15 protein-coding genes are annotated in these 17,390 nt (G+C 62.9%); 4 read left to right on the top strand and 11 right to left on the bottom strand.

What is annotated here, in order from left to right:
- Nucleotides 1-27: 27 nt before the first annotated feature.
- Nucleotides 28-2,238: an excinuclease ABC subunit UvrC gene (gene uvrC, locus C0Z16_RS05920; RefSeq protein WP_102631244.1), complete on the bottom strand. Its 2,211-nt coding sequence runs from the start codon at nucleotides 2,236-2,238 to the stop codon at nucleotides 28-30.
- Between the two features lie 178 nt (nucleotides 2,239-2,416).
- Here uvrC and earP point away from each other — a divergent pair, with 178 nt between their 5' ends.
- The 4 genes from earP to C0Z16_RS05900 all read left to right on the top strand — a co-directional run bounded on the left by earP (nucleotide 2,417) and on the right by C0Z16_RS05900 (nucleotide 6,854).
- Nucleotides 2,417-3,622 carry an elongation factor P maturation arginine rhamnosyltransferase EarP gene (gene earP / locus C0Z16_RS05915; protein ID WP_102631243.1) on the top strand — a complete coding sequence of 402 codons (1,206 nt, stop codon included), beginning with the start codon at nucleotides 2,417-2,419 and terminating at the stop codon, nucleotides 3,620-3,622.
- Nucleotides 3,623-4,090: 468 nt separating this feature from the next.
- Entirely contained in the window at nucleotides 4,091-4,648 is a 558-nt protein-coding gene (efp, locus tag C0Z16_RS05910; protein ID WP_102631242.1) for an elongation factor P, read from the top strand.
- 260 nt (nucleotides 4,649-4,908) lie between these two features.
- The gene (locus tag C0Z16_RS05905; protein WP_102631241.1) at nucleotides 4,909-5,115 is read left to right on the top strand and encodes a CsbD family protein; all 207 of its coding nucleotides are present in this window, start codon (nucleotides 4,909-4,911) and stop codon (nucleotides 5,113-5,115) included.
- 356 nt (nucleotides 5,116-5,471) lie between these two features.
- Entirely contained in the window at nucleotides 5,472-6,854 is a 1,383-nt protein-coding gene (locus tag C0Z16_RS05900; RefSeq protein WP_102631240.1) for a sigma-54-dependent transcriptional regulator, read from the top strand.
- A 135-nt stretch (nucleotides 6,855-6,989) separates the two neighbouring features.
- Here C0Z16_RS05900 and nagZ read toward each other — a convergent pair whose 3' ends face one another.
- The 10 genes from nagZ to C0Z16_RS05850 form a co-directional block, all read right to left on the bottom strand.
- Nucleotides 6,990-8,018 carry a beta-N-acetylhexosaminidase gene (gene nagZ, locus C0Z16_RS05895; protein WP_102631239.1) on the bottom strand — a complete coding sequence of 343 codons (1,029 nt, stop codon included), beginning with the start codon at nucleotides 8,016-8,018 and terminating at the stop codon, nucleotides 6,990-6,992.
- A gap of 80 nt (nucleotides 8,019-8,098) precedes the next feature.
- A complete protein-coding gene (gene acpS, locus C0Z16_RS05890) occupies nucleotides 8,099-8,539 on the bottom strand; it encodes a holo-ACP synthase (protein ID WP_102631238.1) in 441 nt (146 codons plus the stop codon).
- A 26-nt stretch (nucleotides 8,540-8,565) separates the two neighbouring features.
- Complete coding sequence (pdxJ, locus tag C0Z16_RS05885; RefSeq protein WP_102631237.1) at nucleotides 8,566-9,330, bottom strand: pyridoxine 5'-phosphate synthase; 765 nt, start codon at nucleotides 9,328-9,330, stop codon at nucleotides 8,566-8,568.
- Nucleotides 9,327-10,238: a DNA repair protein RecO gene (gene recO, locus C0Z16_RS05880; RefSeq protein ID WP_102631236.1), complete on the bottom strand. Its 912-nt coding sequence runs from the start codon at nucleotides 10,236-10,238 to the stop codon at nucleotides 9,327-9,329. The genes pdxJ and recO overlap by 4 nt, the downstream gene beginning before the upstream one ends.
- Nucleotides 10,225-11,124, bottom strand: coding sequence for a GTPase Era (gene era, locus C0Z16_RS05875; protein ID WP_102631235.1), 900 nt, complete (start codon nucleotides 11,122-11,124; stop codon nucleotides 10,225-10,227). Before era ends, recO begins: the two co-directional genes overlap by 14 nt.
- Before the next feature lie 54 nt (nucleotides 11,125-11,178).
- Nucleotides 11,179-12,447, bottom strand: a complete 1,269-nt coding sequence (gene rnc, locus C0Z16_RS05870) for a ribonuclease III (RefSeq protein WP_102631234.1) — start codon at nucleotides 12,445-12,447, stop codon at nucleotides 11,179-11,181.
- A 191-nt stretch (nucleotides 12,448-12,638) separates the two neighbouring features.
- Nucleotides 12,639-13,532 (bottom strand): signal peptidase I, encoded by an 894-nt coding sequence (gene lepB / locus C0Z16_RS05865; RefSeq protein WP_102631233.1) that lies wholly within the window; start codon nucleotides 13,530-13,532, stop codon nucleotides 12,639-12,641.
- An 18-nt stretch (nucleotides 13,533-13,550) separates the two neighbouring features.
- On the bottom strand, nucleotides 13,551-15,344 hold the full coding sequence (gene lepA, locus C0Z16_RS05860; protein WP_102631232.1) for a translation elongation factor 4: 1,794 nt from the start codon (nucleotides 15,342-15,344) through the stop codon (nucleotides 13,551-13,553).
- A gap of 226 nt (nucleotides 15,345-15,570) precedes the next feature.
- Nucleotides 15,571-15,852 carry a glutaredoxin family protein gene (locus C0Z16_RS05855; RefSeq protein WP_102631231.1) on the bottom strand — a complete coding sequence of 94 codons (282 nt, stop codon included), beginning with the start codon at nucleotides 15,850-15,852 and terminating at the stop codon, nucleotides 15,571-15,573.
- Nucleotides 15,849-17,357 (bottom strand): DegQ family serine endoprotease, encoded by a 1,509-nt coding sequence (locus C0Z16_RS05850; RefSeq protein ID WP_102631230.1) that lies wholly within the window; start codon nucleotides 17,355-17,357, stop codon nucleotides 15,849-15,851. The genes C0Z16_RS05855 and C0Z16_RS05850 overlap by 4 nt, the downstream gene beginning before the upstream one ends.
- Nucleotides 17,358-17,390: the final 33 nt, after the last annotated feature.

Here is a 17,390-nt window from a genome sequence, read left to right as displayed (position 1 = left end):
CTACGGGCCTAACCCGCGCGCCGCGAATCAGTGCAATTGCCGGTAGATCTGTTCCGCGAGCGCCTGCGAAATGCCTTCGACGCTCGCTAGATCCTCGACGCTCGCCGCGACCACGCCGCGCAGTCCGCCGAAGCGCGCGAGCAGCCGCTGACGCCGCTTCGCGCCCACGCCTTCGAGCTCTTCGAGCCGCGACGTCTGACGCGTCTTGCCGCGTTTCGCGCGCATGCCGGTGATGGCGAAACGGTGCGCTTCGTCGCGAATCTGCGCGACCAGCATCAGCGCGGCGCTTTCCTTGCCGAGTTCCAGCGGCGCGCGGCCGTCGGCGAAAATCAGGGTTTCGAGGCCGACCTTGCGCCCCTCGCCCTTCGCGACGCCGACCAGCATGCTGGTGTCCAGCCCCAGTTCCGTGAACACCTGCCGCGCGATTTCGACCTGGCCCTTGCCGCCGTCGATCAGCACGATGGTGGGCAAGATGCCGCCCGACGCGACAGGTTCCGCGGCTTCGGACGCCAACGACGGATCGGCGGCCGCGTCGCTTTGCAATTCGGCGGCTTCGTCGGTGGCGTTCGCGGCGGCCTGCGCGACCATCTTCTCGTAGCGGCGCGTGAGTACCTGGCGCATCGCCGCGTAGTCGTCGCCGGGTGTAATGCCGGTGATGTTGTAGCGGCGATATTCCGACGACTGCATCTTGTGATGGTGATACACGACGCACGACGCCTGCGTCGCCTCGCCCATCGTGTGGCTGATGTCGAAACATTCGATCCGCACGTGCGCCAGGTCGTCGCATTCCATGCCGAGCGTGTCGGTGAGCGCGCGCGTGCGGGCCTGCTGCGAGCCCTGTTCGGAGAGCAGCCGCGCGAGCGCTAGCCGCGCGTTCTGTTCGGCCATCGCGAGCCACGCGCGCCGTTGGCCTTGCGGCTGGCGCAGCACGGTGACCTTGTGGCCGGCCTGCTCGATCAGCACGTCGACGAGTTCGCGCGTGGCCGGCGCGTGGCTGACCACCAGCACGGGCGGCACGCGATTGCCGAGATAATGCTGGGCGATAAACGCTTCGAGCACCTCCGCTTCGATGCCGCCCGACGCGCGGCCTTTGCGCCGCTTCGACGGCTCCGGATCGGAATCGGAATCCGCGTTGGGCTCGGTTGCATCGCTGGTGTCATCGGCGGATTCGCCGTCTTCTTCTGGCGGCAAGTCTTGCGCGATTGCAAGCGCGTCCGCTGCCTCGGACGATAGCGCCTGCTTGCTCACATCGTTGCTGACGTCTTCCTCGACGGCCAAGCCCGCATGCGGGGCGATGTCGCCCAATATGTCACCGCTGCCCTCGTCCTCGAGACCGCCCTCATCCGCCGTCAACGCGCTTTCCACGTGCGCGGGGAAATACGCCTTGTCGCCAAGATGCCGGCCGCCGCGCACCATCGCGAGATTCACGCAGACGCGCCCGCCCAGCGCAACGACCGCAAGAATGTCGACGTCGCTATCGCTGCCCACTTCAATGGCCTGCTGATGCAGCACCGTCGACAGCGAACTCATCTGGTTGCGCACCGCGGCAGCCTGCTCGAACTTCAGCTCGCTCGCGAACGCGTGCATCTTCTCCTCCAGTTCCTTCATCACTTCGCCTTGGCGGCCGAGCAGGAAGCGCGAGGCATTCGCGACGTCGCGTGCGTAGTCCTCTTCGCTGATGTTCGCGACGCACGGCGCCGTGCAGCGGCCGATCTGATGCAACAGACACGGCCGAGTGCGGTTGTTGAAGACGGAGTCCTCACAGGTGCGCAACTGGAACACGCGCTGCAGGATCTGGATGCTTTCGCGCACCGCCCAAGCGCTCGGAAACGGCCCAAAGTACTGGTTCTTGCGATCCACCGAGCCGCGGTAATACGCCATGCGCGGAAACTTATGGCCGGTCAGCTTCAGATACGGATACGACTTGTCGTCGCGAAACAGAATGTTGTAGCGCGGCGCGAGCGCCTTGATCAGATTGTTTTCCAGCAGCAGTGCTTCGGCCTCGGAACGCGTGACGGTCGTCTCGATACGCGCGATGCGCGTCACCATCATCGCGATGCGCGGCGACAGCAGCGTCTTCGTGAAATAGCTGGACACGCGCTTCTTGAGATCGCGCGCCTTGCCGACATACAGCACCGCGCCGTGCGTATCGTAATAGCGATAGACGCCGGGCAGATGCGGCAACTGGACGAGCACTTTCTTGGGCTCGAATGCGATGCTTGCTTCGGGTTCGGTCATGCAGAGTCGGTTGGATGGAATGGTCTCGCGGGCGGGTTGCGCCGTCTGGCCCCGTCTGGCCCGGTCTGGCCCGGTCTCGCCCAGTGTGTCGGGCGCCCGAACGAGTCCGGCGCGAGAAGGTCGAACGGGCTTTAGAATCGCCAGTTTAGAACATTCCGCGCTCGTCCGAGCCTTGCCGATGCCCTCTACTGCGCCCGCCACCATCCCATCCGCCGCGCCATCGGCCGCGCCGCCAACAGCGATTGCCTGCGATATCTTTTGCGCGGTGATCGACAATTTCGGCGACATCGGCGTCTGCTGGCGCCTTGCGCGCCAGCTTGCGAGCGAGCACGGCTGGCAAGTGCGCGTATTCGTCGACGATCTGCATGCGTTCCAGAAGTTGTGCCCGTCGGTCGCACTGGATCGCGCGCGGCAGACAGTCGGCGGCATTGTCGTCGAACATTGGCACACGCCGGCGCATGCAGGTGACACGCTCGAAGTCGCCGACGTCGTGATCGAGGCGTTCGCCTGCGAACTGCCGCCCGTCTACGTGTCGGCGATGGCGCGACGCGAGCGCGCGCCCGTCTGGATCAACCTCGAGTATCTGAGCGCCGAGGATTGGGTCGCGGACTTCCATCTGCGACCGTCGCCGCATCCGCGTTATCCGCTCGTCAAGACGTTCTTTTTTCCAGGGCTCGGACTGGGCACCGGCGGTGTGCTGAAGGAACGGCATCTGGATGCCGCACGTGCGGCGTTCGAGGCGTCGCCGGCCGCGCGCGAAGCGTGGTGGCTGAAAACCGTGGGCCGCGCGCCGCCGCCCGCCGCGGCGACCGTCGTCTCGCTCTTTGCCTACGAAAATCTCGCCGTCGACAGCCTTCTCGAACAATGGCGCGACCGCGCCGAGCCGGTCGTGCTACTGGTGCCGGAAGGCCGCATTTCCGGCGCGCTCGCGCGTTTTTTTGGAATGCCGTCCTTCTCTGCGGGTGCCCATGCGGAGTGCGGCGGCTTAAGGGCCCACGGCCTCCCGTTCACTGAACAATCCAGCTACGACGCGCTGCTGTGGGCAAGCGACCTCAATTTCGTGCGCGGCGAAGATTCGTTCGTGCGCGCGCAGTGGGCCGGCAAGCCCTTCGTCTGGCACATCTACCCGCAAGCCGACGACGCCCATCTGCCGAAACTCGACGCCGCGCTCGCGCACTACGCCCGTACGCTTCCCGCCGACGCCCGCGCCGCGCTTGCGGGCTTCTGGCACGCGTGGAATGGCGCGGGCGAGCCTGATTGGGCGGCATTGCGCCGTCACCACCCGGCGTTGCAGCGGCGCGCGGCCGAATGGGCCGGCGAACTCGCGCAAGTTGGCGACCTCGCCGGAAATCTGGCCTTGTTCACAAAAACTCAGTTAAAATAAGCGGTTATCCAACGGCCGACGACGCAAGCGCGGCCCGATCGCAGCAAAAAATCCTGGCTTTGTCTGGCTTTCCCGCCTTACCGGCATCGGAAGATGCGAAAGATGTCGACGAGGCATCAGGCGCCCCGAATCGCTACTTGAGTCTACGTAACGGGGGCATCCGGAAAAGGTGGAAAGGTCGAAAAGACGCACGTCAGGACGCAGGTTGCCGATCGGCGCCACTCGTGTACACGCCCGCATCGGGTAAAAGCAGGTAACGGATTGCGGGAATTGCGGAACGCGCTGCACCGGCAACTTCATCGGCAGTGCCACCGTGAACCCCGCAGCAAGCCAACCACGCTTCATTCACCGCTTCTCGCCGGACCGCCTTGCCGCGGCGCGGCGCAAGGCGCAGGAAACGTCGAAGCCGCTTGCGCCGTATGCCGTTGAGCAAAAGTTGAAGCTACTTATTTCGTACAGGACAGTTTTATGAAGACCGCACAAGAACTCCGCACCGGCAACGTCGTGATGATCGGCGCAGACGCAATGGTCGTGCAAAAGGCCGAATACAACAAATCGGGCCGCAACTCGGCCGTCGTCAAGATGAAGTTCAAGAACCTGCTGACCGGCGCAGGCATGGAAAGCGTCTACAAGGCAGACGACAAGTTCGACGTCGTCGTGCTCGAGCGCAAGGAAGTGACGTACTCGTACTTCGCCGACCCGATGTACGTGTTCATGGACGCCGACTACAACCAGTATGAAGTCGAAGCCGAAATGATGGGCGACGCGATGCACTACCTCGAAGACGGCATGACTTGCGAAGTCGTGTTCTACAACGAGAAGGCCATCTCGGTCGAACTGCCGACCACGCTGGTCCGCGAGATCATCTACACGGAACCGGCTGTCAAGGGTGACACGTCGTCGGGCAAGGTGCTGAAGAACGCCAAGCTGAACACCGGCTTCGAACTGCAAGTGCCGCTCTTCTGCAGCATCGGCGACAAGATCGAAATCGACACGCGTACGCACGAGTACCGCAGCCGCGCCTAAGCGCCGGCAAGCCCTTTCCGGCGCGACGCGACTCGCGCTGAGAAAAAATCCGAAAGCGCCCAATTGGGCGCTTTTTCTTTTTTGTGCCGCCGAGTATCGTTGAGGAAAACTTTACCGGCAATTTTCTCCAATTTGCCAGCCGAAGCGCCCGTTCTTGCCGCCCTCACGACGATAAACCTTTGATATATCGCATCAAATGTTTTTGGCACAGGTCCTGCTTATCCCCACATACCTTATCTGTCTCGACAAGGAGATGCGATATGAACAACGACATCGCCGAAGGCAAGTGGAAGCAGCTGGTTGGCAAAGCAAAGGCGGCGTGGGGCGAATTGACAGACGACGAGCTGACCCAGGCCGAAGGCCGCGCCGACCGGCTCGCGGGCCTGATCCAGGAACGCTATGGCAAGAGCCGCGAAGACGCGGAACTCGAAGTGCGGCGCTTTTTCGACAGCAATCGAGATTTTTGACGGAAGAAATGAAGGAAGTACAGGCGCCCTTGCCGGTCGCATCGCGGCCGTCACAGGGCCTGCGGATAGAACCGGGCGGATTGTGACGGAATTAGCAAAGTCGCGAACTGCCCGCCAGACATAGCATAGGACCAGAACAACGTGAGTCGACTCGCCGCCCGCTTCGCCCGGTGTCATGGACGCCGGGCACCATGCTCATGCCGACTGGACGGCCGCTTTTGCGCCGCCTCGGCTGACGCTGCCCGCGTGGCGCCGCCGTCGACCGACAGTACCGGCCGGCCATCGTGCCTGCACCGCGCGCCGCAATCCGGGCGCGGCGAGGCGGGCATTCCATCCATTTACAAGTTGCGCTCGCCATGCCACACGCCCTGATTGTTGAAGACGACCCCAATAGCCTGTCAGGCCTGTCCGCCATTCTTGCCGCGGACGGCTTTTCCGTCGACACGGCGACGACCATTGCAGAAGCGCGGTCCGCGCTGACGCGCTTCATCCCCGATGTCGTGCTCGTCGACCTGAATCTGCCGGACGGCAGCGGGCTCGATCTGTTGCAGCATCTGCCCGCGCATCCGCCAGGCGGGGCATTACCCGTCATCGTCATGACAGGCAACGCGACCGTCGAAAGCGCAATCGAGGGCTTGCGGCACGGCATCTGGGACTATCTGCTAAAGCCCGTCAACATTCCGCGCCTTCGCAGTCTGCTCGCGCGGATTCCGCGTCCGTACGAGCTAACTGAGGAAGTGCAGACGCTTCGCGCGTCTTTGCGTCAACTCGGCCGGTTCGGCTCGATGCTCGGCCGCAGCGGGGCGATGCAGCACGTCTACGACACGGTCGAACATATCGCGCCGACGGAAGCAGCCGTGCTGATTTCGGGCGAAGCCGGCACTGGCAAGCAGGTGGCGGCCCGCACGACGCATGACATGAGCCGGCGCCGCAAAGGTCCGTTCGTCACACTCGATTGCCGGAGCGCGGCCGGCGGGGCGGGGCTTCGTTCGCTGGATGGCATGTTGTTCGGTCACGAACGCGGTGCGTTCGGCGGAACGGAGCAGCGCGAGCCGGGCCTGTTCGAACAGGCGAGCGGCGGGACGCTTTTCATCGACGAAATCGCGGAATTGCCGCGCGCTCAGCAGGAAGCACTGCTACGCGCGCTCGATTCGCAGACGTTCATGCGAGTGGGCGGTACGAGCCAGGTCGTCACGGACTTCCGGCTGATCGCGTCCACGCGCAAGGCGCCGCGCGCCGCCGTCGCCGACGGCAGCCTGCATGAAGACCTCGCGCTGCGCCTGGAGGCCGCCGCCGTGACGCTGCCGCCGTTGCGCGAGCGCGGCGAAGATCCGGCGCTGATCGCGCAGGCGATCGTCGACGAGTTGAATCACGACGCCGCGACGCGCGGCACGTCGGACGTCGCCAAGCAGATCGGGCCGAACTTCCTGCGCGAATGCCTCGGCTACGAATGGCCGGGCAATGTGCGCGAATTGCAGGACCGCGTGCGGCGCGCGTATCACGCGTCGGGAGATGTGCTGGAGTCGTTGCGTGCCGACGAGGCCGGCTCCGTCAACGGTCGCGATCTCAATGGCAGCCGCGTTCAGGTCACGGTCGGCACGCCGCTCGCGGATGTCGAAGAAATGCTGATTCGCGCGACGCTCGATGCAGTGGGCGGCACGCGCCATCGGGCCGCATCGCTGCTCGGCATTAGTCCTAAGACGCTGTACAACAAGCTGCAACGGATGCGGCTGAACTGACGCTGGTCTCGCGCGCCGGAAAAGGCGCGTGTCTATCCAACAAAAAACGGCGCCTTTCGTTTGAAGGCGCCGTTTTTTTGCCTACCGCCTACCGCCTGCTGCCTACTGCCTGCTGCCACTGCCTTTGCGCGCCCCTCAGGCGAACACACTGCGCAGCAAAGACTGCGCTTGCAGGTATTGCGGCTCGGCCACCAGCTTGCTCCACTTCAGCGCCTTGCCGCGCGGACGCATGCGCTTGAGCCGCTGCTGCGATTCCTTCGACGGCGTGAAGCGCAGTGCGTCCAGCACCTTCCCGGCCTCCTCTGGCTGATTGCAGATGAGCACCATGTCGCAGCCCGCCTGCAGCGCGGCGGTCGCGCCTTCGGTCAGCGTGCCACCCTGGCGCGCGGCTTCCATTGAAAGATCGTCGCTAAAAATGGTGCCTTCGAAGCGCAGCTTGCCGCGCAGAATCTCCTGCAGCCACACGCGCGAGAAGCCCGCCGGCTTCGGATCGACTTTCGGATAGATCACATGCGCTGGAATCACCGAGCCCAGCGACAAGCCCAGCCAGTCATACGGCGCCACGTCGTCGCCCAGGATCTCGTCGAGCGAGCGGTTGTCGACCGGCATTGCAACGTGCGAATCGGCGTGCGCGAATCCGTGCCCCGGAAAATGCTTGCCGCAGTTGCTCATGCCGGCGAGCGCGAGGCCGTGGTTAAGACTCTTCGCGAGCATCGCCACCACGCGCGGATCGCGGTGAAACGCGCGGTCGCCAATCACCTGCGACTGCCCGTAGTTCAGATCCAGCACCGGCGTAAAGCTCATGTCGATGCCGCAAGCGCGCAACTCCGACGCGAGGATATAGCCCACCGCGGTCGTGACCTTGGTGGCGTGCAGAACGTCGCTGTCCCAGAGCGCGCCGAGCTTGCTCATCGCCGGAAGCACCGTGAAGCCGTCGGTGCGAAAACGCTGCACGCGCCCGCCTTCGTGATCGACGGCGATCAGCAGATCCTCGCGAATCGCACGGATCGAATCGGTCAGCGCAATGAGCTGCGCGCGGCTCTCGTAGTGGCGCGCGAACAGGATCACGCCGCCGGTCATCGGATGGGCAAGGCGGCGCTTGTCGTCGTCGTTCAGCGTTTTGCCCACAACGTCGAGCATCACCGGTCCGGGATTGGTTTTCATCGAATTTCGCTTGAAGAATGCTGGAGCAAGGAGACACGCGGCCGGCGTGGGCCGCGTTCACGATTATTTCGTTTGACGGCTTATTTGATAGAAGTCGACGGGCTCGAGCCGCTCGCCTCTTCGGCTTGCGCGCTTTCGGCGATCACGAACGACACCGCGTAATCGCGTTCGTCGCTAATCGTGACGCGTGCCGTGATGCCACGCGCGTCGAGCCATTCGGCGAGCTCGCCGGACGCCACCACCATCGGTTCGCCGCTCGGCTTGTTGAGCGTTTGCAACGCGCGCCAGGTCATCGGCCAGCGCATGCCGAGGCCGATCGCCTTCGAAAACGCTTCCTTCGCCGAGAAGCGCGTGGCGAGAAACGCGAGCCCGCGCGCCGCCGAGCGAGCATGGCGCGCGTAGTAGACGCGCAGTTCGTCGGGACCGAGCACCTTCTCCGCGAAGCGGCCGTTGGTGCGCGTCATGACCGCCGCGACGCGGCTGACCTGCACGATGTCCGTGCCGATGCCGTAGATCGCCATACGTGAAGCCGGTGCCTCAGGCCGCATCACGCGCGCGCGCCAAGACGCGCGGCGACCATGATCGCCTTCATCTCGCGCACCGCGTTGTCCCAGCCGGCGAAAATCGCATGCGCGACGATCGCGTGACCGATATTCAGTTCGACAATGCCGTCGATCGCCGCGATCTGCTGGACGTTCGTGTAATGGAGGCCGTGGCCGGCATTCACCTTGATACCGAGCGTCGCGCCAAACTCGACCGCGCGAACCACGCGCTCGTATTCGCGCTGCTGCTCGGCGGGATCGTGCGCCTCGGCGTAACGTCCGGTGTGCAGTTCGATCACCGGCGCGCCCGCCTCATGCGCGGCGCGAATCTGCGTCTCGACGGGATCGATGAAAAGCGACACGCGCGAGTTCGCGTCGGCGAGCTGCTTGCACGCGGCGCGCACGGCCTCGAACTGGCCGGCGACATCGAGACCACCTTCTGTCGTCAATTCCTGGCGCTTTTCCGGCACGAGGCAAACGTCGTGCGGCTGGACTTCGCAGGCGATGTCGAGCATCTCGTGCGTGACTGCGCATTCGAGGTTCATCCGCGTCTTCAGGAGCGGACGCAGCGCGCGCACGTCGGTGTCGACGATATGGCGGCGGTCTTCGCGCAGATGCAACGTGATGGCATCGGCACCGGCCTCTTCCGCCATCAACGCGGCGCGGATCGGATCGGGGTACGAGGTGCCGCGCGCGTTGCGCAGCGTGGCGACGTGATCGATGTTCACGCCCAGGTCGATTACATTAGGCGACGTTAGAAAGAAGCTCATAAGTTCTGCAAGTCGATCAGAATCTGGCGCGTCGCGAGCGGCGTGCCGCCAAGGTAAGTGTTAAGCAGAAAGCGCATCAGCGTTTTGCTTTGCGCCACGGTCTGCGCCCGATGGTAATCGTCCTTTTCCATATCGAGCAAGGTCTGGCCCATAACCACTGGCCATTGCACGGGCAGATCGTCGGTTGCTTCGCGCACACCGCGCTCCGGGTCGAACACATAACGGCTGCCAGCTTCGACCGCCTTACGCGCGACCGTGCGATCGAGCGCCATCGCGTAACCGGTCTCGCGCAGCAGAACCCGCTCGAACGAACGCAGCACCTGCACCGGCGGCTCATCGTGCGCGAGGCGCGTCATGGTGACGACATAGTGATGGAACAGTTGCGGATGCGGATCTTCACGTGCGCAGAACTTCACGAGAAGTTCGTTGACGTAGAAGCCGCACAGCAGCGCGCCGCCAGTCAAAGGCAACATGCCGCCGACCCATTCCGCGCCCGTGAGCGTGCGCACTTCGCCCTTGCCCGACCACGACAGCGCGAGCGGCTGGAACGTCTGTAACACGCCGCGCAGTGCAGAGTGCGGGCGCTTCGCGCCCTTTGCGACGAGTGCGAGACGGCCGTGATCGCGCGACAACACGTCGATGATCAGGCTGGTCTCGCGATATGGATAGCTGTGCAGAACGAACGCCGGTTGCTCGGCGATCCGGTATTCGGAAGCGGAACTGCGCGAGGGCCGGCGAGCCGGCGCCTTGCGCGGCTCGTCACCGGCGCGGGCGTCGGACGTGCTTTTAGTGGAAGATTTGCGGCTACTGCGAGCCGGCTTTGACGGCTCGCGCGCCGGCGCGGCCGGCTCGGCGTCGTCCGGGTCGGTGTCGGAATTCAGCGTTACCCACGCGTCATTCGTACCCATACGCACGAAGTCCCGCTTCGTTGTCGGCCCAGCCGCTCTTCACCTTGATGAAGGTTTCGAGATAGATGGGGCCGTCGAACAGCTTCTCCATGTCGAGGCGCGCCTCGGTGCTGATCTGCTTCAGCTTGGCACCCTTCTGGCCGATGATCATTGCCTTGTGCGTGTCGCGTTCGACCAGGATCGTCGCGAAGATGCGGCGCAGGCGTCCTTCCGTTTCGAACTTGTCAATCAGCACCGTGCTCGTGTAGGGCAGTTCGTCGCCGGTCCAGCGGAACACTTTTTCGCGCAGGATCTCTGCGGCGAGAAAGCGCTCGCTGCGATCGGTGAGGTCGTCTTCGCCATAAATTGGCGCGCCTTCCGGCAGGTATGGCTTGACGGTCGCCATCAGACGCTTGATGTCGTCCGGATTCTTGGCCGACAGCGGCACGATTTCGCTGAACTGGCGCAACGCGCTGATTTGCTGCATAAACGGGAACAGCGAATCTTTATCCGACACGCGATCGAGCTTGTTCGCAATCAGCAGCGTAGGCACCGACGGCGGAATCAGGTCGAGCACCTTCTGGTCGTCCGGGCCGAAACGGCCAGCTTCGATCACGAACAGAATCGTATCGACGGAAGTGAGTGTCGACGTCACCGCACGGTTTAGCGAACGGTTCAGCGCGCCGCTGTGTTTGGTCTGAAAACCGGGCGTGTCGACGAAAATGTACTGCACGTCTTCTAGCGTATGAATGCCGGTGATGCGATGGCGCGTGGTCTGCGCCTTACGCGACGTGATGCTGACTTTCTGGCCGACCAGCGCGTTCATCAGCGTGGATTTGCCGACGTTCGGACGGCCGACGATCGCGACCATGCCGCAGCGAAAACCAGTGGGAGTGGGAGCGTTCATATTGGGGCTACGGCAGGTTCGGATCGACGCGCGAAGTGGGCGCGCCGATGGCAATCAATGGCCCGCATCGGCGACGCGCGTTTGCACCGCGTCGGCTACGCCGGGTTCGTGTTCGGTGGGCGCCGCAGCGTTCGTCGCGGGCGAAACCGCGGCTGCGCCGGCCGCTGCTTCGCGGCTGCGGTGCGGTTTGTCCATGTTGCGGACCGCGGCGGATTCGGCCTTGGGTTCTGCGGGTTTCGGTTCGGCCGGCTTCGCGTCCGGCTTTTCCGCTGGCTTGTCCCCTGCTACTTTTTCCGTGGATTTCTCGCCCGCTTGTGCGGCGGCTTTCTCCGCTTTATCGGGCCTTTCGGCTTTGTCCGCGCGTTCGACTTTTTCCGGAGCGCTGTACTCGACGTGTGCGGCGCGAATTACCGCGAGAGGCGCAACTGCGGCCGCGACCGCGGCTGCTAGTGCCCCGCGTTCGATTGCAGGCTCCGTCGCTGACGCCGCCCGCGTCTCAACCCGCGCTGCGCCGCGTTCGTTCTTGCGGTCCGGGCTGCTGCGCAAATCGAGCGCGGTCTGAACGCCTGTCACGCCGGGCACGATCTCGAGCTCGGCGTTTTTCGCCGCGCGGGCACCCTTCGAGCGCTTCGACTTGCCCACCACGGCGGGCGCTGCGGCCATGACTTCATCGAGCGCCTTTTTGGCTGCGGCTTGCTCAGCCGCGCGACGGCTCGCGCCGGAGCCGGCCACCTTCACGTCCAGCTTGGGAACCGTGCACTCGACTTCGAACTGCTGATTGTGCGCTGCACCATGAGTCGCAACGACCGTGTATGTGGGCAACGCGATCTTGTGACCCTGCAGATACTCCTGCAGAAGCGTCTTTGCATCCTTGCCAAGCGTGCGCGGGTCGATGTGGTCGAGGATCGGCACATAAAGGCGCTTGATGACCGTTTGGGCCGCTTCGAAGCCACCGTCGAGGAATACTGCACCTAGCACCGCTTCGAGCGTGTCGGCAAGGATTGAAGGCCGACGGAAGCCGCCGCTGCGCAGTTCGCCCTCCCCCAACCGGAGCCCTTCCGAAATATTCAGGGCCTGAGCGATTTCATACAGCGATTGCTGTTTGACCAGATTGGCGCGGACACGAGACAGGTCGCCTTCGTCCAGCTTGCCGAAACGTTGGAACAAAAGCGCAGCCACCGCGCAATTCAGAACGGAGTCGCCGAGAAATTCGAGCCGTTCGTTATGCGTGGCACTGTGACTGCGGTGCGTTAAAGCCTGGCGCAGCAATTCCGCATTGCGAAATTCGTAGCGCAGACGGCTTTCCAACGGAGATAGGGGCATGGGCAGAGTATAACGCGGCGCCGGACCGGGCGAAAACGCGGGTCGGCCGGCGGAAAAAGCGTGGTGAAGCGACGTTACCGGAGTTTCTTAAAGTGTCGCGATAACACGCCGCGGCTCACGGGGTCGCTCAGGCGATCGTTGGGCGATCGATAAACGACCACACGCGGCGTGTCATGCAGTCAACGCACAGATCACTGGAATGAGCCGATGCGTTTGAGATTGCTGAAGTTCATCCAGATAAAAAACGCACGGCCGACGATATTCTTGTCCGGCGCAAATCCCCAGTAACGGCTGTCCGCGCTGTTATCGCGGTTGTCGCCCATCATGAAGTAGTTGCCCGGCGGCACTTTGCAGACAACGCCGCGTGCGTTGTATGTGCAGTTATCGCGAAACGGATAGTCTTCCGCGCCGACGATAAACGGGGGCACCGCGGGATTGTTCAGGATCGCATTCTTGCGGCCGTCGATATTCTCTTCGAACTGCTTCGCGTAGCCCAGACGTTCCTCGTCGAGATAATCGGGCAACGGCGTTTCAGGCACCGGCTTGCCGTTGATCGTCAGTTGCTTGTCCTGATAAGCGATCGTGTCGCCCGGCAAGCCGATCACGCGCTTGATGTAGTCGACGGACTCGTCTTTCGGATAGCGGAACACCACCACGTCACCGCGCTCGAGCGGACGACCCTCGGTCATTTTCGTATTGATGATCGGCAGACGGATACCGTAATCGAATTTATTGACGAGAATGAAGTCGCCTACCAGCAGCGTCGGCACCATTGACCCCGACGGAATCTTGAACGGCTCGACGACAAACGAGCGCACCACGAAAACCACCAGAATCACCGGGAAAAAGCTCGCCGAATACTCGAGCCACCACGGTTGGCGCAGTTTGTCGTCGCGCAGACGGGCGCGCGTTTGCGCCGCATTTTCGTCCGCGAAACGCTCGCCGACGCGTGCCTGCTGACGGTCGAACTCGGCCACCGCGGCTTCCGCCGCGCGCCGCCGTTGCGGCATGAACACCAGTTTGTCTGCGACCCATGCGACGCCCGTCAAAACGACGAGCACAAAAAGAATCAGCGCAAAATTCATAGAGTTCCGTTGTTCGTCTTATTTGTCTTCGACACGCAGGATGGCGAGGAAAGCCTCTTGCGGAATCTCGACGGACCCCACTTGCTTCATTCGCTTCTTGCCTGCCTTCTGCTTTTCCAGCAGCTTTTTCTTACGTGAAATGTCGCCGCCGTAGCATTTTGCCAGCACGTTCTTACGCAAGGCTTTAATGTTTTCACGCGCGATGATATTCGAGCCAATGGTGGCCTGGATCGCAACGTCGTACATTTGGCGCGGAATCAGTTCGCGCATTTTCGCCGCCACTTCGCGGCCGCGATACTGGCTTTGCGAACGGTGCACGATGACCGACAGCGCGTCGACCTTGTCGCCGTTGATCAGCATGTCGACCTTCACGACGTCGGACGCCCTGTATTCCTTGAATTCGTAATCCATCGACGCATAACCGCGCGAGATCGACTTCAGACGATCGAAGAAATCGAGCACGACTTCGCCCATCGGGATCTCATAGGTCAACTGCACCTGACGGCCGTGATACTGCATGTTGATCTGATTGCCGCGCTTTTGCGTACACAGCGTGATCACCGAGCCGACATAGTCTTGCGGCATGTACAGATTCACGGTGACGATCGGCTCGCGCACTTCTTCGATCTTCGAAGGCTCCGGCATCTTGGCCGGATTTTCGACCATGATGGTTGTGCCGTCGCGTTGCAGGACTTCGTACACCACGGTCGGTGCCGTGGTGATCAGGTCCATGTCGAATTCGCGTTCGAGACGTTCCTGGACGATCTCCATATGCAGCAGACCGAGGAAGCCGCAACGGAAACCGAAACCGAGCGCCTGCGAAACTTCCGGCTCGTATTGCAGCGATGCGTCGTTCAGCTTCAGCTTTTCAAGCGAGTCACGCAACGCGTCGTACTGGTTCGCTTCAACGGGATAGAGGCCGGCGAACACCTGCGGCTTCACTTCCTTGAAGCCCGGCAGCGGCTCGGCAGCCGGACGATTCACCAGCGTGACGGTGTCGCCCACCTTTGCGGCGGCCAATTCCTTGATGCCCGCGATGATGAAGCCCACCTGCCCAGCCGACAATGATTCGAGATTCTTCGATTTAGGCGTGAAGACGCCGATGTGCTCGACCGGATACTGCGCGCCGGTGGCCATCATGCGGATCTTGTCTTTCGGACGCAGCGTGCCGTTGACGAGGCGCACCAGCATCACGACGCCGACATAGTTGTCGAACCACGAGTCGATGATCAGCGCCTGCAACGGCGCTTCGGGATCGCCCTTCGGCGGCGGCACTTTCGCGATCAGTGCTTCGAGCACGTCTTCGACGCCCAGGCCCGTCTTCGCGCTGCAATGCGTGGCGTCCGTTGCGTCGATGCCGATCACGTCTTCGATCTCGGCGATCGCGCTTTCGGGGTTGGCTGCCGGCAAATCGATCTTGTTCAGCACCGGGACGACATCGACGCCGAGTTCGATTGCGGTGTAGCAATTGGCGACCGTTTGCGCCTCCACGCCCTGACTTGCATCGACAACCAGCAGTGCGCCTTCGCATGCGGACAGCGAGCGACTGACTTCGTACGAGAAGTCGACGTGGCCCGGCGTGTCGATCATGTTCAGGTTGTAGACCTTGCCGTCGCGCGCGCGATAGGTCAGTGCAGCAGTTTGCGCCTTGATGGTAATGCCGCGCTCGCGCTCGAGATCCATCGAGTCGAGCACCTGAGCTTCCATCTCGCGGTCGGACAGGCCGCCGCAAATCTGGATGATGCGATCGGCAAGCGTCGACTTGCCATGGTCGATGTGCGCAATGATCGAGAAGTTACGAATATGATCCATTCAGTACCGATCAAGCAAAAAAGGCGCGCTCGGACAATAGCGGAGCACGCCTTGTAAGTAGGTGAAAAACTTATCTATTTTAGCCGAAAAGGCCGGCGCCCGGCGCATCTTGCGAGGCCTTGGGACTTAGACAGTACGCAACGGACTTGTGACTCGAGCTTTGCCTCGGCCTTTGGGTCGTCCTCGAAAATGCACGTTGGCGCCTCGCCAAAAAGCCTGGCCGGTTTCAGGATGCCGCAATGGCACCATCGGCACCAGCGGCACGGGCGGCCAGCGCGCGGCGCACCCGCACTTCATCGAGACGGTAGTGACACAACTCCACGCCATCGCACAGCAGAACGGGCACCACTTCGTTGTATCGGGCTTCGAGCGAGGGATCGCTGTCCACGTCGACGACTTCCACCTGCGCACCAAATTCGGCCAGCAATGGCTGAAGCGCGGTACGCATGTCGTCGCAAAGGTGGCACCACGCGCGCCCGTAGAGCGTGAGCGGCGCCACGTTCGTCATTTCTGACCGCTGCGCGGACGGACCGGCACGAACTGCGTGTTCTCGCCGCGGCGAACGAGTAGCGCGACCATTTTCTGCGAGTCCAGATGCGAGGTCAGCTCGTCGAACTGCTTCGCGCTCGTGATGTCGGTGTCGCCCACCCGCAGAATGATGTCGCCCTTTTGCAGACCGACGCGCGCTGCGGGACCATCTACCGCGTCGATCTGCACGCCGTTGCGCAGTTTCAGCGCCTTCAACTGGTCGGCGGGGATATCGCTGACGGCGAGGCCCAGCACATTGGTGGCGCGCTGCTTCGGCGGTTGCGGCTTTTTCTGATCGGCCTTCGCGGTCTTGTCCGGCTGCATTTCGGCGATCGTGATTGGCAGATCGCGCGTCTGGCCCTTGCGCCAGACGGTGATGGTGGCCTTGGTACCCGGCTTGGTGTCGCCGACCATGCGCGGCAGGTCTGTCGCCGTATCGACCGAATGGCCGTTGAACTTCAGGATGATATCGCCCGGCTGCACGCCGGCCTTGTCCGCCGGGCCGCCCGGCTCCACGCTGCTGACGAGCGCGCCCTGCGACTTCGGCAGGCCGAGCGAATCGGCGACGTCTTTAGTCACTTCGCCAATCGCCACCGCGATCCGGCCGCGCACCACCTTGCCCGACGCCTTCAACTGATCGGCCACGCGCATCGCTTCATCGATCGGAATCGCGAACGAAATGCCCATGAAACCGCCCGTGCGGCTGTAGATCTGCGAGTTGATGCCGATCACCTCGCCCTGCATGTTGATCAGCGGTCCGCCGGAATTGCCCGGATTGACGGCTACATCTGTCTGGATGAACGGCAGATAGTCGCCGGTGTCACGCCCCTTCGCGCTGACGATGCCGGCCGTCACTGTATTTTCGAGGCCGAACGGCGAGCCGATCGCGACGACCCACTCGCCCACGCGAACCTTGTTCGAATCGCCGATAGTGATGGTTGGCAGATTCCCGGCGCTGATCTTCACGACCGCAACGTCGGTCCGATCGTCCACGCCGATAAGCTTCGCCTTGAATTCGCGCTTGTCGGTCAGCGTGACGTAAATGGTCTCCGCGTCGTCGATGACGTGCGCGTTGGTCATCACGTAGCCGTCCGCCGACAGAATGAAGCCCGAGCCGACGCCGCTGTTCTGTTCGGGGTCGTTGCTGTCCGGTGCGTCCTGGCTGCCACCGCTTCCGCCGTTATCGCCCCCGCGCGGCGTACCCGGCGATTGCGGCGACTGCGGCAACGGAATCCCAAAAAAGCGCCGGAAGAACTCCGACATGTCACCGTCGTCCATGCCGGGCGGCAACCCGCCGCGCGCGCCGCCGCTCGATACGCGCGTGGTCGTGCGAATGTTGACGACCGCCGGACCGACCTTGTCGACGAGGTCAGTGAAGTCGGGCAGATTGGCTGCGGAAGCCGCCGACGCCGTATGCGGCATGAGCGGCAAACAGGCCGCCAGCACCGCGGCCGCGAGGAATTTGCGCACCGAGAAAATCGTCATATCGTAGGAAGCCGAGGGATTCAGGATTCGAAG

The organism is Paraburkholderia rhynchosiae, from assembly GCF_002879865.1.
GTDB lineage: Bacteria > Pseudomonadota > Gammaproteobacteria > Burkholderiales > Burkholderiaceae > Paraburkholderia > Paraburkholderia rhynchosiae.
Note: the sequence above shows the minus strand (reverse complement) of the source record. Positions and strands in the feature narration are given on the sequence as shown.